Origin of the sequence: Flavobacterium sp. H4147 (assembly GCF_029360735.1) — a bacterium.
Classification (GTDB): domain Bacteria; phylum Bacteroidota; class Bacteroidia; order Flavobacteriales; family Flavobacteriaceae; genus Flavobacterium; species Flavobacterium endoglycinae.
On record NZ_JARKNB010000001.1, the window covers coordinates 1252805 to 1272784 of the forward strand.

The following is a 19980-nucleotide window of genomic DNA, read 5'->3' on the forward strand; positions in this document are numbered from 1 at the left end:
AGCCCCTATGATGTTATCTAAAAAAATTATTACAATGAAAAAGTTTATTTTATCCTTAGTACTCATGGCTGTAACAACAAGTTACAGCCAAGAGTTAAACCTACCGGTATTTACTCAGTATTTGGCCGATAACCCTTTTATTCTTTCTCCAGCATACGCAGGTATCGGAGATAACCTTAGAATTAGAGCAAACGGTCTTACTCAATGGGTAGGTATTAAGGATGCGCCAGATAATCAATCTCTTTATGCTGACTTTAGGGTTTTAGATCGTTCAGGAGTTGGAATTTCTCTTTACAATGATAAAAACGGAAATACCAGACAAACAGGAGCAAAAGTCTCTTTTGCACACCACTTGATTTTAGATTATTACTCTCAGCAGTATTTATCTTTTGGTATCTCGTATAACTTCAACAGCTTCCGTATTGATACAGGTAATTTTACCAGTACTGATCCAGGAGTTACAGACAATCGTTATAGCGGTAACAATAACTTTGATATTAGTGCTTTGTATCGTAACAAAGGATTTTATTTTAGTTTCAATGCCAATAACGTGTTGAAGAAAAACATTAATGTTGAAAGAGCCAACGAACCAGATTTACTTTCGAACTTTCAAGTATACAGTGGTTTCACTTTCAAAGATGGAGAAAACAACCGTATCGAATATGAACCATCTGTATTCTACCAGTACTTTGCTAGTGACGGTCGTTCTACAACCGACTTGAACTTCAAATACAGAAAATACAATCGTTACGAAGATTACTATTGGATTGGAGTGTCATATCGTTTCTTAAACGATCAATTCCCAAAACCACTATCTGTAGCGCCAATGGCCGGTTTTATGAAATCGAAATTCTATTTTGCGTATTCATATCAGTTTATGTTTAACGGACTAAGCAGTTATAACAGCGGTACGCACTCTATAACAATCGGATTCGATTTCTTACAATCAGTTAGTAACTGTCCTTGTACGCAGAGCCCGGTTCACGATTAAACTCTTAACATTAAAACTTACTGTTTATATTGAAAACAGTAAGTTTTAGTGTTTTATAGAAATAAATTTTCTTCTTATTTCTACGATTTTTGTTTTTTTTTCACTGTTTACATCGTTTTCGTTGTAATAGCGCATTATTTTTCGTTTTTTTCGAATTTAATACAAGCTTAAATATCCTATATTTGTTTTTCTTTCAAAAAAACTAAAAAATTATCAAATGAAAACTTTAAGCGATTTCGATTTTAAAAATAAAAAGGCAATTATCCGTGTTGATTTTAATGTGCCGTTAGACGAAAACTTTAATGTAACGGATACAACACGTATTGAAGCTGCAAAACCAACTATCGATGCTATTTTAGCACAAGGTGGAAGTGTAATTTTAATGTCACACTTAGGAAGACCAAAAGGAGCAGAAGAAAAATACTCTTTAAAACACATCCTTAAAACAGCTTCTGAAATTTTAGGAGTACAGGTTAAATTTGCTGAAAACTGTGTAGGCGAACCAGCTCAAACTGCAGCAAAAGATTTAAAACCGGGAGAAGTTTTATTACTTGAAAATTTACGTTTTCATGCTGAAGAAGAAGCAGGAGATGTAGCTTTTGCAAAAGAATTAGCATCACTTGGAGATATCTACGTAAACGATGCATTTGGAACAGCACACAGAGCTCACGCTTCGACAACTATTATTGCACAATTCTTTCCAAACGATAAATGTTTCGGAACCTTATTGGCAAAAGAAATTGACAGTTTAAACAAAGTACTTAAAAATAGCGAAAAACCAGTAACAGCAGTTTTAGGAGGATCGAAAGTTTCATCAAAAATTACCGTTATTGAAAACATTCTTGACAAAGTAGATCACATGATCATCGGAGGAGGAATGACATTTACGTTTATTAAAGCTCAAGGAGGAAAAATCGGTGAATCAATCTGCGAAGATGACAAACTTGATTTAGCACTTGAAATTTTGAGATTAGCAAAAGAAAAAGGAGTACAGGTTCACATTCCTGTTGATGTAGTAGCTGCTGATGATTTCTCAAATACAGCCAATACTCAAGTTGTAGATGTTACTGCAATTCCTGATGGATGGCAGGGTCTTGATGCAGGGCCTAAATCTTTAGAGAACTTCAAAAAAGTAATTTTAGAGTCAAAAACTATTTTATGGAATGGACCTTTGGGCGTTTTCGAGATGGAAACTTTCTCCAAAGGAACTATCGCTTTAGGTGATTTTATAGCAGAATCAACTAAAAACGGTGCATTTTCTCTAGTAGGAGGAGGTGATTCTGTTGCAGCAGTAAAACAGTTTGGTTTTGAAGATAAAATGAGCTACGTTTCCACTGGTGGCGGGGCTATGCTTGAAATGTTAGAAGGAAGAATTTTACCTGGAATCGCTGCGATTTTAGACTAAAATATCACAATTAACATTTTTTTGCGTGTTTTTTATCGATAAACTGTTTAAGTTTGCAAAAATAGGACTTCTATAATTAATTGATTTATAGAATTTTAAAAAAATGTTATATGATTGTAAAGAAAATCTCCTTAGTGGTTACGGCTTTATTTTCAATGTCGATGTTCGCGCAGGAAACTGCAGAAGTCACAAAAGAAATAAAACCAGAAGTTAGGTTATCGTATTTAGATTCAATTAAAAGCACATTCAAAAAAGATAATCTGGCCACACGTGTCGATAGCCTTTGGATGAATGAGTTAGTGAGCCTGGATATTTATGACGATCTAACCAAAGACATTCAAACTATCAACAAAGATGTAACTGTTGATGAAGAACTGCCAACAGAATTGCTCAAACAACGTTTGGCAGTAATGAATGAGAAATCACCATTTGAGATTGAATACAATCAAGGATTAGAAAATGTAATAAAGTCATTCCTTAAGAACCGTAAAAAATCGTTTTCTCGATTAATGGCTTTATCAGAATACTACTTTCCAATATTCGAGGAATCATTTGCAAAAGAAAAAATTCCGTTGGAAATAAAATATTTAGCCGTTGTAGAATCTGCTTTAAACCCTAAAGCAGTTTCTAAAATGGGCGCTACCGGACTTTGGCAGTTTATGTACGGAACCGGAAAACAATACGCTTTAAAAATCGACTCTTACATTGATGAAAGAAGCGATCCTCTTAGAGCTACTGCAGCATGCTCAGATTACATGACCCGAATGTTCAATATTTTTAACGATTGGGAATTAGTTTTAGCATCGTATAACTCAGGTCCAGGAAACGTTACAAAAGCAATCCGTCGTTCTGGAGGAAAAACAGGATATTGGGATATTCGTAACTACCTTCCAAAAGAAACACAAGGATATGTTCCTGCATTCTACGCGACAATGTATCTTTTTGAATACCATAAAGAACACGGAATCAATCCGGAAAGAGCGGTAGTAAAACAATTTGAAACAGATACGGTTTGTATCAAAAATCAAATGACCTTCAAGCAGATTGCCGATTTGTTAGACATGCCGCAATCACAAATCCAGCTTTTAAATCCTTCATACAAACTAAATGTAGTACCTTACTATCAAGGTGAACAGCATTTTCTTCGTCTGCCAAAAGATAAGATTGCTACTTTTGTTTCAAATGAAGACAAGATTTACGCATACGTAAACCATGATTCTCAAATCAGAACAATTCCAACAAGACTGGCTCAAAAAATTACTCCAAAAGTAAAAGCAGTTAAAGAGGTTGAGACAGCAAAAGATATTCAGTTCTATAAAGTTAGAAAAGGAGACAACTTAGGAGCCATTGCCGATAAATACAATGTAAACATTTCAGATTTAAAGAAATGGAACAACCTGAAATCGAATGCTGTTGCATTTGGTAAAACGTTAAAAATTAAATCAGAAATTGATGCTGCTCCTAAAGCAGTTAAAGAAGCAAAAGTAACGCCAGCTGTTGAGAAAAATACAGAAGAAGCAATCGCTTCTGCAGAAGAAAAAGACAAAGTTTCGATACAAACTGTTGAGTACACTGTAGCCTCTGGAGACAATTTAGGAAGTATCGCTAAAAAATTCGGTACGACTATTGCGGACTTAAAAGAATTAAATAATCTTACTTCTAACAATATCGGTTTAGGAAAAACATTAGTAGTTTCTAAAATAGTAACCGAAATTGCAGAACCAGAAACACGTGCCGTAGCTGCTAACAACATTGATTCATTCAAGAAAAAACCAGCTTCAGCTAAAAGTATCAGTCAAGATTATTATGTGAAAAAAGGAGATTCTTTATACAGCATTTCAAAAAAATATCCTGGAGTAACCATTTCAGATATCAAAAAATGGAATGACATTAAAGATGAAGATATTAAACCGGGAATGAAACTTAAAATCAACGGATAGTTCAAAAATCTTATTTAAATTTGGGTTTTATTTCATTAAACTAAAAAAATGAATAAAACCCATTTTTTATTTCTACTACTTCCGTTTCTACTGATATCATGCTTAAAGGCAGATAAACAGGCTCCCGTTTCCGGAAAAACAAATACCATTTCGATCATTATTGACGATCAATTGTGGTATGGAGAAGTAGGAGACAGCATTCGAAATAAATTTGCCTCGCCTGTTTTAGGACTTACACAGGAGGAGCCTCTCTTTACCATTAATCAATACCCAGCCAAATTACTCGAAGGTTTTGTAACCGACAGCCGCAGTATTATAGTCGTTAAAAAATCGGCTGTTGAGAAATTCGAAATTACCCACAGTACTACTTTACCGCACAATACATTCCGTATTTACGGAAAATCTGTTGATGATATTATTTGCAGCATCGAACTCAATTCCGCTCAAATCATTAAAATGATTCGGGACGAAGAGATTAAAAAGATTCAGGAAGACAATAGGAAATCACTTTTAAATCCTACTGTAATCAAAAACAAATTCCATATCGACCTTCAAATTCCAACAGGTTATGAATACATGCTTCATAAAAAGAATTTTATGTGGCTTAAAAAAGACATTATCAGTGGAAATACAAGTCTGCTCATTTACCAGATACCACTTCATAACTTAAAAAGAAAAGACAATGTAGTAGGCAATATCATTAAAATGAGAGATTCCATTGGCTATTACATCAAAGGCCGTGAACCCAACACCCGAATGATTACTGGAGAAGCCTATGCACCATATTTCTCAAGTGCCATTGTAGACGGAAAAGACGCCTACGAAACCAAAGGAACATGGGAACTTAAAAATGATTTTATGGCCGGACCTTTTATCAATTACGCAATTGTCGATCCAGTCTATAACCGAATTTTAGTGATTGAAGGATTCTGTTATTCCCCTTCCAACCAAGAGCGTGATTTAATGCTCGATCTTGAAGCTATTATCAAATCTGTGAAAATCGATAAGAGGTAGTTTTTTAGTTATGGGTTATAAGTTATGAGTTATAAGTTATGAGTTATAAGTTATGAGTTATTGATTTGTTTAATTGATTCCATTCAAGTGTTTACATCTAACATTTAACTCCTAACATCGAACTTTCTAACTCTTAACGTCTAACCTTCAAACTTTTTAACTTCTTTTTCGTACTTTTATTTGTAACAAACATAAAAACAAATACTTATGAAAAAGTTAATGACCACATTAGTTCTAGTAGGAATGTTTTTTATTTCCTGTAAAAAAGAAACCAAAACAGCAGATCCAGAAACAGCAAAAACTCCTGATACTGTAAAAGTGGAAGAGACGGCGGCTGAATCTGTATTAGATTCGGCGGCACAAATGAAAGCATGGCAAGACTATGCAACACCTGGAAATCCGCATAAATTAATGGCTGATGAAGTGGGAACTTGGAACTGCGATATGACTTTTTGGTCTGAGCCAAACGGAAAAGCCGAAAAAGCAACATCAACCGCTAATATAAAAATGATTTTAGGCGGACGTTATCAAGAAGCCAATTATCAAGGAACCATGATGGGCCAGCCATTTGAAGGAAAAAGCACTCTCGCCTATAACAATGCCAGCAAAGAATACACCACAACATTTATAGACAATATGGGAACCGGAATGATGGTCGCTGTGGGTACATACGATGAAAAAACCAAAAGTATGGAACTAAAAGGCGACATGGTAAATCCCTTGAACGGAAAGAAAACACCTTATAGAGAAGTTTATACCATTGTCGATCCGAAAACCAGAAAAATGGAAATGTACGATGTTAAAAACGGAAGTGAATATAAAAGCATGGAAATTGTCATGAAGAAAAAGTAATTTCCATTATTTAAAATGTATAGAATCCCAATTGCAAGTTGTAATTGGGATTTTTGTTGGGGTAAAGTTAAAAATTCAATTAAACCAGTTTTAAAGTAATACAAAACTTACATTTGAATTCTCATAATTTAAATAAGTATCAAAGTGGCAAAATATGTAATACACAAAATTAGTTTTTTCTTTACCGATGAATCGCTCATTAAGCTTCCAGAAGAAGAAGTAAAAGGAAGTGTGGTAAAAATATTCAATGATTTAGAAGAAGCAAAAAAAGAAAAACAAGAAATGGATTTGCATTCCATGCAAAATTTGGCGGGAAACAGTCTTAGTGATTTTTTAGATATAGATGAAGACAATAGTGAAATACTAGAAAAGCTGCAACTTTTTTATAAATCAGAATTCAATTTGAATATTGACCCAAATAGATATTTTGAATTTCCAAGTGTAATTACAGAGCAGCAAGCAAAACAATTTCTGGATATTCTTCATATAACCTTTCATAATATTGTGGAATACGATGATGATGAAGATCCTAATGATTTTGAAAAGTTTGAAGACCTCTTAGAGTTTTAAAATGAATTCAGTTATACATTCTCAAATATCAGTAAGAAAGCGAGGCGGAGTTATCGAAGACTATCTGCCTATACATGATTTTATAGATAGTACTAAAGAACTCTGCAGTGATAATAGACACAGAATTCTGCATACCATGTGGGGAATCAAAAGAGTTATTGTTCCCATTTTCGGACATACTATAATCAATAGCAATAACAAAGCTATAAATGTAAAAGACGTTTGCGAACAAGATCACATTTTACCCGATTATCAGCAGCGTTTTATCCCAACTTTATCAGACTTTGTAAATGCTATTGATGACGAATCTGTGCGTGAGTTTGATTTTAAAGAATTTGCCAAAAGCTATGAAAATGATAAACCGTTAATGGAATTGCTCTTATCACCTTTAAGTGTTACCGGACTCGAGAAATCACTTTTACTCACACATAACTCTTGGTTTATTAATGAAATCGTACCAAAGGTTTTAAAGCGAGAAGTAGAAATTAAAAACTTCGAGATCAATCCAAGTGACTTATTCAATAATATGAAATTCAAGCTCTGGATGGATAACGGAAGTACTTATCCAGAAAGCTGTAAACATACACTCGGAAAAATAGTAGGGTAAATTGCATGCGTCTTTGTTTTCGTTTAATTTTGTTCTCCGCAACTAAAACCACAAACCCAAAACAAACTTAAAAATGTTAGAATGGAAAATAAAGCCGTTTGAAGCTTTAACGGTAAACGAACTATACGATTTACTCAAACTAAGAAGTGAAATCTTTGTAGTCGAACAAAACTGCGTTTATTTAGATATGGACGGCAAAGATCAGAAAGCATTACATTTGTTTGGAACATTTGAAGGGAAGATAGTCGCTTATTCAAGATTGTTTGATGCTGGAATAAGTTTCGATAACGCTTCAATTGGAAGAGTTACCGTAGATGCCCATTATCGCGATCGAAAATGGGGGCATGATTTAATGCGTGAAGCCATTGCGGGAATTAAAACCCATTTTGGAAAAGACAAAATTACCATAGCAGCACAATTGTATTTGAAAAAGTTTTACGAAAGCCACGGTTTTGTCCAAATAAGTGAAATGTACTTAGAAGATGATATCGAACATATTGACATGATTCGAGGATAATTCATTAAAAGAACGTCAAATGGTATAGATAATACCCCGACTTTCTGCTATATAAACCTTATTTGCCCTGTGGTAGATAAGGTTTTTTTATTCAGTTCCATTTGTGTTTTTGGGCTAACTAATATTCCATTATAAAAAAAGCAAACTATTTCTTATAAAAATGTTGTAAAACATTGAAATTCAATGCTTTTATTTGTTACATTTATTTAAAATTAATGAATACTAAAACAATACAAGTTTAATTTTAAAATCAAGATGTATGAAATATTTAGACTTTTGTAAAGGATTAAGTATAATGTTAGTGATACTTTTTACCACTAATGGTGTTGAGGCGCAAAACAAAAAACAGCCAAACATACTTGTTATCTGGGGAGATGACATTGGCTGGGAAAATGTAAGTGCTTACGGTATGGGCGTGATGGGATATACTACCCCTAATCTTGACCGTATTGGTTATGAAGGAATCCGATTTACGGATCATTATGCGCAGCCTTCGTGTACTGCTGGACGCGCCTCATTCATTACAGGACAATACCCAATTCGTTCCGGAATGGTTACTGTTGGAATTCCGGGTGATAAACTTGGCCTACAGGCAGCATCCCCTAGTTTGGCAGAAGTTCTCAAAAAGGCAGGTTATGCAACAGGCCAATTTGGTAAAAATCATTTAGGCGATCGTAACGAACACCTGCCAACAGTTCATGGATTTGACGAATTCTACGGGAATTTATATCATCTAAACACCCAAGAACAATCTGAATATCCCGATTACCAGAATTATGCTAAAAATTATCCGGGTGGTACAGAAGCATTTGCAAAAAAATTTGGTACAAGAGGGGTGTTGCATTCTTTTGCAACTACTAAAGATGACCCAACGGTTGATCCCAGATTTGGAAAAGTAGGAAAACAAAAAATTGAAGATACAGGTCAATTAACTATTGAACGTATGAAAGATTTTGATGCTGCAGAAGTAATTCCAAGAGCAGAAGGTTTTATGAAAAAAGCGAAAGAAGATAATAAACCATTTTTTGTATGGCTTAATACAAGCAGAATGCACCTATATACTCATTTAAATGACAAATGGCGTCACGCAGCAGATACTCTTACCCACGATCAAGATATGCACGGAGGCGGCATGATGCAGCACGATCATGACATAGGATTAGTATTGGATTGGTTAAAAGAAAATGGTTTAGAAGAAAATACAATTGTTTGGTATTCTACAGATAATGGTCCAGAACACTCTTCTTGGCCTTATGGCGCCACTACACCTTTCCGAGGTGAAAAAATGACCACCTACGAAGGAGGAGTCCGAGCTATTTCTATGTTAAGATGGCCGGGCGTCATTAAACCGAATCAAATATTAAACGGAATTCAGGCGCATATGGATATGTTTACTACTTTTTCTGCAATTGCGGGTGTAACAAATGTAAATGAAGAAATAAAAAAAGAAAAGAATCAGTATATAGACGGAAAGAATAATTTAGAGTATTGGCTTGGAAAATCAAGAAAAAGCAATAGAAATGACTTTTTATATTATCACGAAAGTAGATTAATGGCGGTTAGACAAGGTCCTTGGAAAATTCATTTCAGTACAAGAGAAAATTATTATGCCGAAATTCATCCTAGCGGATATCTGACATTTAATCTTAGAAGTGACCCTTTTGAAAGTTATGACAGTGTTGATTCGTATGGTCATTTGGGACAGCGAATTTCATGGGTCGTCGCGCCTATGATGGAACTTGTACAAGAGCATTTAAAAACACTGGCTGAATATCCTCCAGTTCAAAAAGGAACAACTTTCGACATGTCAAATTTGGTACAGGACTTTCTATCAACCCAGAATGCCAAATCAAAATAGTAACGTAAATTATTATAATAATAGGCTGTCGGAGTTTAAACTCCGATAGTTTATTATTGAATTTTCCGTAAACTTTCTTATTAGCAACAATGTTGCAATAGGTAATTTTTCGGATTTTTAAAAAGCTAATTTTTTAATTTGTAAAATGCTTATAAATAACCAAGTAATAACTATTTTTTAAAGCTTTTATAGAAGTAAATTTAAAAAATTGAATTAGGAATTTTCTAGAATTGAAGGCTAAATTTTGGTGATTAAAAATTCTACCCTTCTGTCGAAATGATCTCCTTTTTTGAGAGGGAATTTATTGCCGCAGCCCTGATAAGTCATTCTGTTTTTAGAAACTTTTTTCGAACTTAAATAATCAAAAACCGTTTTAGCTCGGTTCCAGGAAAGCTTACGATCTTTCGTTGCTTTGTCAATTCCGTCGCTGTAAATTTCCGGAGTGCAGCACACATGACCGCGAATTTCAAATCGTATGTTTTTGTGTTTTAAAAGTGCAATCGCCATTTTGTCAAGTTCCTTTTTGGCCGAGTGAGTAAGTTTGGCACTTCCTAAATCAAATAAAATACTTTCAACACAAATTTTATCACCAACCTTCAGTTTGTCTTTAAAAGACGAATGAACTTCTTTTCCGAAACGATTCTTTGTAACAACAATAATGTCAACCCGGCGATTGCGCATGCGGGTTTCATAAAGATTTTCAACCGTATCTGAGCGGAGAATGATTCGGCCTTTGCCTTCTATAATGACAATTTTGCTTTGCTTTAGTCCGTGCAGAACCAAGAGATTCTGAATCGTATTAACCCGATCCTGAGAAAGTTTGATATTATAATCATCTGTACCGCGATCGTCGCAATACCCATAAATCTGTATCGATTCAACTTGAGTAGTGTCTATTGTTTTTATAAAAGTATTTACAACCTGAGCCTGCGCACTCGTGAGAGTATATTTGTCGAAATCAAAATAAATCGTTTCGAAGGGTTTCTGCTGCGCCGATGAATTGTAAATGATAAACAATAATAAGACCCGACCAAGTTTCATTTTCGCTACATTTTTAAAATCGTTTTATATTCAGTTGGATTATTTAATACACTTACTGCTCTTTTGATTTCTGAATTGTTCTTGATGTAAAACTGATACAATCCTTCTTGATACTGGTATCTTTTGATCAATTCTTCTTGAATCAGGTTTCTGATTTCTTTTTGATTTTTATCCAGTAAAGTAGTTTCGCTTTTTTCCAATGCGGCTAACAACTGTTGGTATTCAGGCGCAATGGTTTCATCAATTTTTTCATTTTTGGCTGCGTTCAATGTATTCTTCAACGCAATTTCGGTTTCAGTGTCAAAAGTGATTTTATTGACTTTTAGATATTGTTTAAAGGCAGTATAATCCGTATCAGTTACAACCGGGATTTTATCGCCCAAATTTGGGTTTTTATAATAGTAAGTAGTAGCATAATCAAAAATTCCGTCATTTTTCAATAGAGCGGTTGTAATTGGGCTCATTTTGGCTTCTTCCAATTCAATGTCTGGTAAAACTCCGCCGCCGTCATAAACCGTTCTTCCTTTTCGGGTTTTAAAAGCATTGTAATTCTTCGCATCCGTTTTAGTGGCCACACCGTTTTTATCTTTATGAGCATAATCCAATGCCTGAATACAACGTCCAGATGGAGTATAATAACGAGAAATAGTTACTTTAAGCTGTGTTCCGTAAGTCAGGTCAACAGAACGCTGTACTAACCCTTTACCAAAACTACGGCTTCCTAAAATTACAGCACGATCTAAATCCTGCAAAGCGCCCGAAACAATTTCAGATGCCGAAGCACTTCTTCCGTTTACCAAAATAGCGAGCGGAATTTCAGTATCTATCGGTTCTTTAGTCGTTTTATACGTATTGTTGTGTTTTTCTATTCTCGATTTTGTCGTTACAATTACTTCATTCTTCGGAACAAACAAATTACAAATATCAATTGCTTCATTTAGCAAACCACCCGGATTTCCTCTTAAATCCAAAACTATCTGGGTCGAACCCTGTGCTTTTAGTTTTTCCAAAGCATCTTTTACTTCTGCTGAAGCTTTTCTGCTAAAATGTGCCAAAACGATATAACCCGTTTTATCATCAATTTTCCCATAAAACGGAACCGATTTAATATCAACTTCATCCAAAACCAGTTCTGTAGTATAGGTTTTTCCCTGACGAAGGTATTTTATACTGATTTTAGTGTTTTTAGTTCCTTTCAATAACTGCGAAGCATCATCTTTAAAATCCGCAATTAAAACATCACCAATCTGAATAATTTCATCGCCTGCCTTTAAACCTGCTTTATCAGCTGGATAGTTTTTGTACGGTTCGCGAACAATCAAGCGGTCTTTTTTACGTGCAATCATAGCACCAATTCCAGTGTATTCTCCAGTATTGTTGATTTTAAAATTCACAACATCCTGTTCGTTAAAATAAACCGTGTAAGGATCTAGACTTCCAAGCATGCTTTTAATGGCTTTGTCCATCAAATCACCTGGGTTTGTTTCGTCTACATAATTCGTATTAACGGCTTTGAATAAAGTGGTGAAAATTTCAATTTGCTTGGCAATCTCAAAAAAGTCTTCTTTGAAACTGGTTCCAATAAATAAAAATCCTGCGGCAACGGTTGGTATAATGAATTTCTTCTTGAAATAGCGATTCATGATTATTCTTTTTTCTTTTAAATCTTTTTTAATAAAATGGGCAGATACAAAGTGTATAAAAACACGTAAGCGATTTATAGAAGCTAAAACTACGATTTTTTTATCGAATCTGGTTAATAATCTTACCTTTTGGGATTTAAGGCTCGATTTTCGGTTCCGTTTCTTCAGATTTGTTTATCTGATTGGTAAATTTCTCAAACAGCTGAATGGTTTTGGTATTGATTTCCTCATACGTCAAACGGTCCTTGCTTTGGTAAAAAAGCATGATGGAGTAGTTCTGATTCAGTTGATCCAAAAGCAGATGTTTGTTCAAACGGTACGTTTCTCTTAAAACTCTTTTGAAATAATTGCGGTCAACGGCTTTCTTGAAGTATTTTTTTGAAACCGAAACCCCAATCTTAGTTGCTTCTTCTGAATTTTCATCCACTTGACGGTACACCAAACGAAGCGGATATTTCGACACTGATTTTCCTTCAGAAAACAGTAATCCAATCGTCGTTCTGCTTTTTAAGCGTTCATTTTTAGGATAAGTGAAGTTCATTTAATTCAGAAAACTATTTGCAATTTGAGCAGCAAAGGTACAATAGCAGATTTTATATGAAATGTTTTAGTACAAATTCTTTAAACCAATTTGGAAAATCTTCTTCATTTATATGAAGTTTTAGTCCAGCAAATATTCGTAGTCTTTTCTTTATTTCCTGCATAAAACCATTCCTTTTCTTAATCCTGTATCAACACTTGGTTTTTGTTGTAGATCTCGAATGACTTTAATATCGCCGTTGGGCATTTTTTCAATAATTTTTTTTCCGGATATTGATTTTATGCTTAGCCCCAATGCCTTAGATTCTCTAATGGCATAGTTAGAACCTCTAGAAGCCGCTTTTATTAATAAATCCGTTTCATCATTATTAAACCTTTCTCTATGCTGTTTTATAACAAATCGCGCAATCTTATTTTTCATAGCTTTAAAAAAGAAGTTATTTTCAAAATTACGGTTTTTTATCTGGTTTAGAATATTCATTTAACATTCTATCGTGTTCATTTAATTCAGAAAACATTTGCAATTTGAGCAGCAAAGGTACAATTAAACCATAAAAACGGTTATTGTTTTCAATTTTTATACCGCTAAAAATATATTTACTACTTTTGACCTCAAATTTTTTCAAGCATGCAAAAGATCATTTCATATCCAATTTCTGTAATTTATTATTTGTGTTTTGGATTGTGTCTGGCGATTTTTCACCCGATACAATGGATCTGCCTTAATCTTTTTGGTTATCAGGCACATAAAAAAAGTGTGGACTATTTGAATTTCTGTCTTTTAAAATGCACCAACCTTGTGGGAACAACCTATACGGTAAAGGGCGTAGACGGTATTCCGAAAGGCGCGCCGATCATTTTTGTAGCCAATCATCAAAGTATGTACGATATCGTGGCAATGATTTGGTACTTTAGACGTTTTCATTGTAAATTTGTAAGTAAGAAAGAGTTAGGCAGCGGGATTCCAAGTGTTTCTTTTAATTTGAGACATGGCGGATCTGTGCTTATTGACCGTAAAGACCCTAAACAAGCGATTCCAGTAATCAAAGGCTTGTCTGAATATATAGAAAAAAACACTAGATCAGCAGTAATTTTCCCGGAAGGCACACGTAGTAAAACGGGAGTACCTAAAGAATTTGCCCAAAGCGGTTTAAAAATCTTATGTAAATATGCGCCTTCGGCGTATGTGGTACCAGTGAGTATCAATAATTCATGGAAAATGGTCCGTTACGGAATGTTTCCAGTTGGTTTAGGAAACCATATTACTTTAACCGCACACCAGCCCATGGCTGTAAAGGACTATAAGTTTGAAGAATTGATGGAGATTACTGAAAAGACAGTGAAAGAAGGAATTAACGAGTATAAATAGATTTAAGCGCCTCAAAGCTTAAATCCCAATCTAGAATTAGTAATGTCTATAAAAAACATTAGATTAGAAGTGATGCAGTTTTTGGAAAAAAACGTGGACAGCTTCGTTGAACAGTATTTAATCCCAGTTGAAAAAATTTGGCAGCCGTCTGATTTTTTACCAGATTCTCAAGGAGAAAATTTCTTTGAAGAAGTAAAAGAATTACGCGAAATCGCCAAAGAATTGCCATACGATTTTTGGGTAACGCTTGTAGGTGACACCATTACCGAAGAAGCATTGCCAACATACGAATCCTGGCTGATGGATGTTGAAGGTGTTGATCAAGTGGATCAGGTTGAAAACGGCGGAAACGGCTGGGCCAGATGGGTAAAACAGTGGACAGGGGAAGAAAACCGACACGGTGATCTTTTAAATAAATACTTGTATTTGTCTGGTCGTGTAAACATGCGTGAAATCGAAATGACAACACAGCATTTAATCAACGACGGTTTTGATATTGGAACAGGAACTGATCCGTACAAAAACTTTGTATACACCAGTTTTCAGGAATTGGCAACATATGTTTCGCACAATAGAGTAGCACAAATGGCTAAAAAATTTGGCGATAACAAATTGTCTAAAATGTGTAAAATGATTGCAGGCGACGAAATGCGCCACCACCATGCATACAGTGAATTTGTTACTAGAATTTTCCAAGTTGACCCAAGCGAAATGATATTAGCGTTTCAATACATGATGAAACAAAAAATCGTAATGCCGGCGCATTTCTTGAGAGAATCAGGACAAAAAATCAGCTCGGCTTTTGAACATTTCTCTGATTCTGCACAACGTATTGGCGTTTACACCGCAAATGATTACGTAGACATCATGCAGAAATTAATCAATAAATGGGAAATTGACAAACTAACTAGTTTGACAGACGAAGCCGAAAAAGCACGTGATTATTTAATGAAACTGCCAGCTCGTATGGCAAAAATCTCTGAAAGACTCGTAATACCACAAGAATCGCACATCTTTAAATGGGTGGAACCTGCGAGACTATAGAGGATTTCAGATTGTTGATTTTAGATTTTAGATTTTAGATTGTTGATTTTAGATTTTAGATCTAGGACTACTACGCGTGTCCTCCTGAGCGAAGTCGAAGGATCTCATGCTAATCCGTACTGTATGTGTCCTTCGACTACGCTCAGGAAGACATACAATGAGAATTTAACTTGAATCTAAAAACTAGAAGATTTTAAATTGTTGATTTCGGACTACTAAGCGTGTCCTCCTGAGCGAAGTCGAAGGAAATACAATGAGCATTTAAACTGAATCTAAAACTAGAATTTTAAAATTTCCAAAACACTGTTGATTGCTGAAGATTTTTAATCTTTGGCAGTCAACATTTTTTATAAATTGTACTTAAAAAACGTGTATGAATACATCTGAACTTATTCCTAAAACCATTGCTTTTGTAAAAGAGAAACTAAACGATGCCGAAGGCGGACACGATTGGTTTCACATAGAGCGTGTTTATAAAAATGCTCTTTTAATTGCAAAAGACACAGATTGTGATCATACAATAGTAGAATTGGGCGCCTTACTACACGACATTGCCGATAGTAAATTTCATAACGGTGATGAAACTATTGGACCAAAAACAGCACGAGTGTTTTTAGAAGCTCAAAATGTTTCAGAGGATATAATCCTTCATGTGGTCAATATCATTGAAAATATCTCGTATAAAGGTGGAAATTTCGAAAAGAAATTCTCGTCGGTCGAATTGGATGTTGTTCAAGATGCAGATCGATTGGATGCTATTGGAGCTATCGGAATTGCAAGAGCCTTTAATTATGGGGGTTTTAAGAACAGAGCCCTTTACAATCCTGAAATCGCCCCAGTGACCAATATGACCAAAGAGGAGTACAAAAAGAACAACGCTCCAACAATTAACCATTTCTATGAAAAGCTTCTGCTGTTAAAAGACAAAATGAACACTACAAAAGGAAAACAAATCGCTGAAGAAAGACACCGCTACATGGAAACATTCCTAGCGCAGTTTTATGCAGAGTGGGAAGGGGTGAAGTGAGGTTTTTCTTTAGTTATGGGTTATGAGTTATGAGTTATGGGTTATGGGTTATGAGTTATGAGTTATGAGTTATGGGTTATGAGTTATGGGTTATGAGTTATAAGTTATGGGTTATGAGTTGAGTCTCAGATAGTGAAATATGGTGATGCCCTATCGGGGTGAAATGTTTATAGAATTTAATTCATACGAAAAAATAAACGCTCCATCGGAGCGGTATATATAGAAAATGGAAATATCATAATACAGATATAGCCCCATCGGGGTTTCATATCTATAGATTCAAAAATGCGTGAAATAGAAAAAGCCCCAGCGGGGCGACATATTTTGATGGCAATGCGTTATGCAATTGTTTTATTAAACATGTCGCCCCGCTGGGGCTTTATAAATGATGATGAATTTTTTCTATAAATATTTAACCCCGCTGGGGCATCTGCATTTACATATGTAGGTCTTTCCTCTTGCTTCTTAAGAACGTCCCCAAAAAATCTTTCCTCTTGCTTCTTTCTTCTAAAAAGTCTTAACCACATGTCAAATCACAAAATACATAATAAGCGTAGCTAGAAAAAAGCCAATAGCAAACCACAGCAGTCTTGCCACTCTAAGGTCTTTTATGATTTCGATTTTATCTTCTTCAGTTATCATGGTGATTTGATTTAAAAATTCTATCAAAATTAAAAGCTGTGAAACCGAAAAATAGGCGCAATACGTTTTTAAAATAATAATTAAAGCCAAATCGTACTATTTTGAAATAGTAGTATTTTTCCTGACAAGATTTGCAATATATTTGTGCCCGAACCAAAAACAAAATTAAAATGAGAAAAATATACCTCATTACGCTACTCGTATTCAGTGTATTGTGTACGGCGCAAACCACTATTAAGGATGAAGTGTCTGTGAAAGACGGCGATTCCATTCGTACTACAAAAATCAGATTGGGGAATGACCTTGTGACCGTAACCAGTACTCCCGAGTGGAGATTTGCTTTAGTAGGTGGCGTTCCTGTTGCTTCTTCCAGCGGAGTGGTTTTAAAAATTACTGCGGTGGTAGATAAAATCGATTACAGTAACGATGTTTGCGAGTATTACATTCAAACCCAGTGCAATCCCGCGATCGACAAGTGTTTTTACGAAACAATCGACAATCGTACGACTTTGTTTCACAGACGTTATAATGTCGATGATCCGCGTTATTATTACCGAATTACAAATGTCTTGCCCAAACGTGTGGTGCTTTTAGAATGGTATGCCGATATTCCGGTAGATGGAAATGAAAACGATATCAAACTAAAACTGGATTATTATGCCGAATATCTGGAAAAAAACAACATTGAAATTTCTCCTAATTATTACGCTAAAGCAGCGCCGGCGAAAAAGAAATAAACCGCTTAAAAACTCGAAAACTCCACCCGGAAATAATTTCCTGATGGAGTTTCACTATTAAGAATTAGTAAGTAAACGATTTTTATTATTGATTATATAAAGTTCCCACTAAGGTTGACGGAATTTGAACATCATCTAAGCTGTAAGTTCCAACAGAAGTTCCAACGCCGCCATTGCTTAGCTTTTCTACAGTTCGGGCTTGTACCGAAATAACATACGTTTGTCCTTTTGTTACTGGAATTTGGACATTAATATTAGAGGTTTCTGGCAACATCGTTCCTCCATTCTGATAATCTGCGCTGTTTGCGCCTGTGTTTGTCGCGATTAGCTCTGTATTGTCAAGATCCATTCCGTTTACAAATATTTTCATTTGCGTTTTGGCCATAACTGGAGTTGTCGTTATCGTTACAGGACCCGTTATCATACTGTATAATATACTTTGAAGCATTAAAATTCCATCTGAAGGCGCTACATACGTATAATTCGATAATCCCGGTACATCGGTATAGGTATCTGAATTATCAGCAGAAAGTCCCGTACTTTGTAAATTAAATTGCAATCTCACTGCTCCTGTAGTCTCGCTTACCGGTTTCCAGATAACATTACCATTTGTATCTGCTGCAGCCGCAATATAATCTGCGACTGGTGCATTTCCGTCTGTACCTTGTGTTATTTGTAGCCTAAGTACATTCGTTTTAGAAGTTGTTTCATTAATTGTTAATAAAGGCGTTGCATAATCTTGACCAATAGAAAAATTACCATTGTTTTTATTTACAACAAAAGGATTTGGAAATGATGTATTTGAATCATAAATTCTAAGATCGCTTTTTAAAGAAAGATTTTTGACATTCGTAATGTCATAATTACTCATATTTAAGGTCATTGTTGCCGTGTGGTTCCCTAAATTATCACCTGCATCACTTAGGGCTATTGTTTTTAAAACACCTGTATTGTCTACTACCACAACATTGTCAGTTATTGCTCCAGTCTGCAATCCGTTTAGTTTCATTGGGTTTAGAGCAGTTGCATTATTAGAAACTTCTAATGCCGCAGCTGGGTTAATAGTTCCAATACCAATACGATTATTTGCAGCATCAACATACAAATGGGGTTTAACATTTGTATTACTAGCTTGTGCATAGCCGAAGTTTAGGTTGTCTGTTAATCCAGAGGATATCATGAAGTTATCATTTCCTCCTGAGCCTTCAGGAAGATACCCCTTACCAACGTACCATTGTCTGCGCGATCCAGCATCTTTCCCGTCTAACCAATACGTACCTATACCTGAATCTGCGCTTCCTGCTACTGTGTTTTGATTTTCTAAAATTAGTCTGGCAGCAGTAAGATCATCGGTTCGGCTGCTGCTAATGTGAAGATCATCTACTACATCGAGCATATAATTTGGAGTAGTGCCGTACACAGCAAGGGTTTTCAAACCAACACCTGTAAATCCATTGTCGTTGTCTAAACGAATTCTTTCAGCTGAATTGGTTTTAAAAACTTGATCTTGTGCATCGATAGTTCCTATAAAATTAGTTCCCGCGGTGGTTCCTGTGTTACCTGTAGTTTTCCATACAGGGGTAAGAAGGACATCAGGAGTCAGGGTTGTTTTTAAAATTCCCGTATTATCTGTCAGCACTATATTGTCGGTTGCTGTGTTTCCAGCTTGTAAACCGTTTAATTTAAGCGGGTTTGTGGCTGCTGTAATTTCAAGTACTGTTGTTGGAGTTGTAGTTCCAATACCTACTAAACCACTGCCAAGCATACGGAATCTTTCAATCGAGTTGGTTTTAAAAATAAGATCATTTAGATCCGTAGTTCCTAGAAAATTAATTGAAGAATCTATTCCTGTATTACCTGAAATTTTCCAAGCATTTGCGATAAAATTGGCTGTTGTTGTTTTTTTTAGTATGCCTGTAGCAGGATCGTTTACCAAAATATTGTCTGAAGCAGTACCAGATGGAATACCCAATAAGGCTAACGTATACACATCTGTCGTTAATACCGATGGTTGTGTTAATGCTCCTCCTAACTGAATATAGCCATTTACAGCTGTTAAACCATTGTTTACAAAAGGGTTAATATTTACGATTTCGCCAAACTTTGTCACGACTGGTTTGGTTTGTGCCATCATAAACGTACTGCTAATCAATAGTATAATTGTTATTTTTTTCATGATCAAA

At 35.2% G+C, this 19980-nt stretch carries 20 protein-coding genes; 14 read left to right on the forward strand and 6 right to left on the reverse strand.

Translation table 11 applies throughout. The features are described 5' to 3' along the window. The first annotated feature begins 34 nt into the window (after positions 1-34). The 9 genes from P2W75_RS05460 to P2W75_RS05500 all read left to right on the forward strand — a co-directional run bounded on the left by P2W75_RS05460 (position 35) and on the right by P2W75_RS05500 (position 9754). Positions 35-991 (forward strand): type IX secretion system membrane protein PorP/SprF, encoded by a 957-nt coding sequence (locus P2W75_RS05460; RefSeq protein WP_276379348.1) that lies wholly within the window; start codon positions 35-37, stop codon positions 989-991. Between the two features lie 217 nt (positions 992-1208). Then, on the forward strand, positions 1209-2396 hold the full coding sequence (gene pgk, locus P2W75_RS05465; RefSeq protein WP_207298490.1) for a phosphoglycerate kinase: 1188 nt from the start codon (positions 1209-1211) through the stop codon (positions 2394-2396). Between the two features lie 110 nt (positions 2397-2506). Further along, positions 2507-4336 carry a LysM peptidoglycan-binding domain-containing protein gene (locus tag P2W75_RS05470; protein WP_276379350.1) on the forward strand — a complete coding sequence of 610 codons (1830 nt, stop codon included), beginning with the start codon at positions 2507-2509 and terminating at the stop codon, positions 4334-4336. Between the two features lie 48 nt (positions 4337-4384). After that, positions 4385-5350, forward strand: coding sequence for a DUF4837 family protein (locus P2W75_RS05475; protein ID WP_276379351.1), 966 nt, complete (start codon positions 4385-4387; stop codon positions 5348-5350). A 207-nt stretch (positions 5351-5557) separates the two neighbouring features. Continuing rightward, positions 5558-6202 (forward strand): DUF1579 domain-containing protein, encoded by a 645-nt coding sequence (locus P2W75_RS05480; RefSeq protein ID WP_276379353.1) that lies wholly within the window; start codon positions 5558-5560, stop codon positions 6200-6202. A 144-nt stretch (positions 6203-6346) separates the two neighbouring features. Beyond that, entirely contained in the window at positions 6347-6772 is a 426-nt protein-coding gene (locus P2W75_RS05485; RefSeq protein WP_276379354.1) for a hypothetical protein, read from the forward strand. A 1-nt stretch (position 6773) separates the two neighbouring features. Beyond that, on the forward strand, positions 6774-7379 hold the full coding sequence (locus tag P2W75_RS05490) for a hypothetical protein (RefSeq protein ID WP_276379356.1): 606 nt from the start codon (positions 6774-6776) through the stop codon (positions 7377-7379). 73 nt (positions 7380-7452) lie between these two features. Beyond that, positions 7453-7896, forward strand: coding sequence for a GNAT family N-acetyltransferase (locus P2W75_RS05495; RefSeq protein WP_276379358.1), 444 nt, complete (start codon positions 7453-7455; stop codon positions 7894-7896). A gap of 259 nt (positions 7897-8155) precedes the next feature. After that, the gene (locus tag P2W75_RS05500; protein WP_207298497.1) at positions 8156-9754 is read left to right on the forward strand and encodes an arylsulfatase; all 1599 of its coding nucleotides are present in this window, start codon (positions 8156-8158) and stop codon (positions 9752-9754) included. Positions 9755-9991: 237 nt separating this feature from the next. Here the strand turns inward: P2W75_RS05500 and P2W75_RS05505 are convergent, their stop codons facing one another. The 4 genes from P2W75_RS05505 to P2W75_RS05520 form a co-directional block, all read right to left on the reverse strand. Beyond that, entirely contained in the window at positions 9992-10795 is an 804-nt protein-coding gene (locus tag P2W75_RS05505) for an OmpA family protein (RefSeq protein ID WP_276379360.1), read from the reverse strand. A 5-nt stretch (positions 10796-10800) separates the two neighbouring features. Beyond that, the gene (locus P2W75_RS05510; protein WP_276379361.1) at positions 10801-12438 is read right to left on the reverse strand and encodes a S41 family peptidase; all 1638 of its coding nucleotides are present in this window, start codon (positions 12436-12438) and stop codon (positions 10801-10803) included. A 136-nt stretch (positions 12439-12574) separates the two neighbouring features. Continuing rightward, positions 12575-12979, reverse strand: a complete 405-nt coding sequence (gene rnpA, locus P2W75_RS05515) for a ribonuclease P protein component (RefSeq protein WP_207298500.1) — start codon at positions 12977-12979, stop codon at positions 12575-12577. Positions 12980-13129: 150 nt separating this feature from the next. Next, on the reverse strand, positions 13130-13459 hold the full coding sequence (locus P2W75_RS05520) for a hypothetical protein (protein ID WP_276379362.1): 330 nt from the start codon (positions 13457-13459) through the stop codon (positions 13130-13132). Between the two features lie 147 nt (positions 13460-13606). On the opposite strand from P2W75_RS05520, the gene P2W75_RS05525 reads away from it, so the two are divergent. From P2W75_RS05525 to P2W75_RS05540, 4 genes are all read left to right on the forward strand, one after another. Beyond that, entirely contained in the window at positions 13607-14347 is a 741-nt protein-coding gene (locus P2W75_RS05525; protein ID WP_207298501.1) for a 1-acyl-sn-glycerol-3-phosphate acyltransferase, read from the forward strand. A gap of 42 nt (positions 14348-14389) precedes the next feature. Further along, entirely contained in the window at positions 14390-15391 is a 1002-nt protein-coding gene (locus tag P2W75_RS05530) for an acyl-ACP desaturase (protein ID WP_207298502.1), read from the forward strand. Positions 15392-15764: 373 nt separating this feature from the next. Then, positions 15765-16418, forward strand: coding sequence for an HD domain-containing protein (locus tag P2W75_RS05535; RefSeq protein ID WP_276379365.1), 654 nt, complete (start codon positions 15765-15767; stop codon positions 16416-16418). A gap of 285 nt (positions 16419-16703) precedes the next feature. After that, positions 16704-16826 (forward strand): hypothetical protein, encoded by a 123-nt coding sequence (locus tag P2W75_RS05540; RefSeq protein WP_276379366.1) that lies wholly within the window; start codon positions 16704-16706, stop codon positions 16824-16826. Between the two features lie 120 nt (positions 16827-16946). On the opposite strand, the gene P2W75_RS05545 is transcribed toward P2W75_RS05540, so the two are convergent. Further along, positions 16947-17150, reverse strand: coding sequence for a hypothetical protein (locus tag P2W75_RS05545; protein ID WP_207298504.1), 204 nt, complete (start codon positions 17148-17150; stop codon positions 16947-16949). A gap of 80 nt (positions 17151-17230) precedes the next feature. Here P2W75_RS05545 and P2W75_RS05550 point away from each other — a divergent pair, with 80 nt between their 5' ends. Next, a complete protein-coding gene (locus P2W75_RS05550; protein ID WP_276379367.1) occupies positions 17231-17797 on the forward strand; it encodes a hypothetical protein in 567 nt (188 codons plus the stop codon). A gap of 85 nt (positions 17798-17882) precedes the next feature. On the opposite strand, the gene P2W75_RS05555 is transcribed toward P2W75_RS05550, so the two are convergent. Beyond that, entirely contained in the window at positions 17883-19973 is a 2091-nt protein-coding gene (locus tag P2W75_RS05555; protein ID WP_276379368.1) for a hypothetical protein, read from the reverse strand. Positions 19974-19980: the final 7 nt, after the last annotated feature.

Bases quoted from the DNA above. Each gene is read 5' to 3' on its own strand.
- P2W75_RS05460 (WP_276379348.1), top strand. From the start codon at position 35: ATGAAAAAGTTTATTTTATCCTTAGTACTCATGGCTGTAACAACAAGT.
- P2W75_RS05540 (WP_276379366.1), top strand. From the start codon at position 16,704: ATGCGTGAAATAGAAAAAGCCCCAGCGGGGCGACATATTTTGATGGCA.
- P2W75_RS05505 (WP_276379360.1), bottom strand. From the start codon at position 10,795: ATGAAACTTGGTCGGGTCTTATTATTGTTTATCATTTACAATTCATCG.
- P2W75_RS05510 (WP_276379361.1), bottom strand. From the start codon at position 12,438: ATGAATCGCTATTTCAAGAAGAAATTCATTATACCAACCGTTGCCGCA.
- P2W75_RS05520 (WP_276379362.1), bottom strand. From the start codon at position 13,459: ATGAATATTCTAAACCAGATAAAAAACCGTAATTTTGAAAATAACTTC.
- P2W75_RS05475 (WP_276379351.1), top strand. From the start codon at position 4,385: ATGAATAAAACCCATTTTTTATTTCTACTACTTCCGTTTCTACTGATA.
- P2W75_RS05495 (WP_276379358.1), top strand. From the start codon at position 7,453: ATGTTAGAATGGAAAATAAAGCCGTTTGAAGCTTTAACGGTAAACGAA.
- P2W75_RS05500 (WP_207298497.1), top strand. From the start codon at position 8,156: ATGAAATATTTAGACTTTTGTAAAGGATTAAGTATAATGTTAGTGATA.
- P2W75_RS05490 (WP_276379356.1), top strand. From the start codon at position 6,774: ATGAATTCAGTTATACATTCTCAAATATCAGTAAGAAAGCGAGGCGGA.
- pgk (WP_207298490.1), top strand. From the start codon at position 1,209: ATGAAAACTTTAAGCGATTTCGATTTTAAAAATAAAAAGGCAATTATC.
- P2W75_RS05550 (WP_276379367.1), top strand. From the start codon at position 17,231: ATGAGAAAAATATACCTCATTACGCTACTCGTATTCAGTGTATTGTGT.
- P2W75_RS05530 (WP_207298502.1), top strand. From the start codon at position 14,390: ATGTCTATAAAAAACATTAGATTAGAAGTGATGCAGTTTTTGGAAAAA.
- P2W75_RS05535 (WP_276379365.1), top strand. From the start codon at position 15,765: ATGAATACATCTGAACTTATTCCTAAAACCATTGCTTTTGTAAAAGAG.
- P2W75_RS05470 (WP_276379350.1), top strand. From the start codon at position 2,507: ATGATTGTAAAGAAAATCTCCTTAGTGGTTACGGCTTTATTTTCAATG.
- rnpA (WP_207298500.1), bottom strand. From the start codon at position 12,979: ATGAACTTCACTTATCCTAAAAATGAACGCTTAAAAAGCAGAACGACG.
- P2W75_RS05525 (WP_207298501.1), top strand. From the start codon at position 13,607: ATGCAAAAGATCATTTCATATCCAATTTCTGTAATTTATTATTTGTGT.
- P2W75_RS05480 (WP_276379353.1), top strand. From the start codon at position 5,558: ATGAAAAAGTTAATGACCACATTAGTTCTAGTAGGAATGTTTTTTATT.
- P2W75_RS05555 (WP_276379368.1), bottom strand. From the start codon at position 19,973: ATGAAAAAAATAACAATTATACTATTGATTAGCAGTACGTTTATGATG.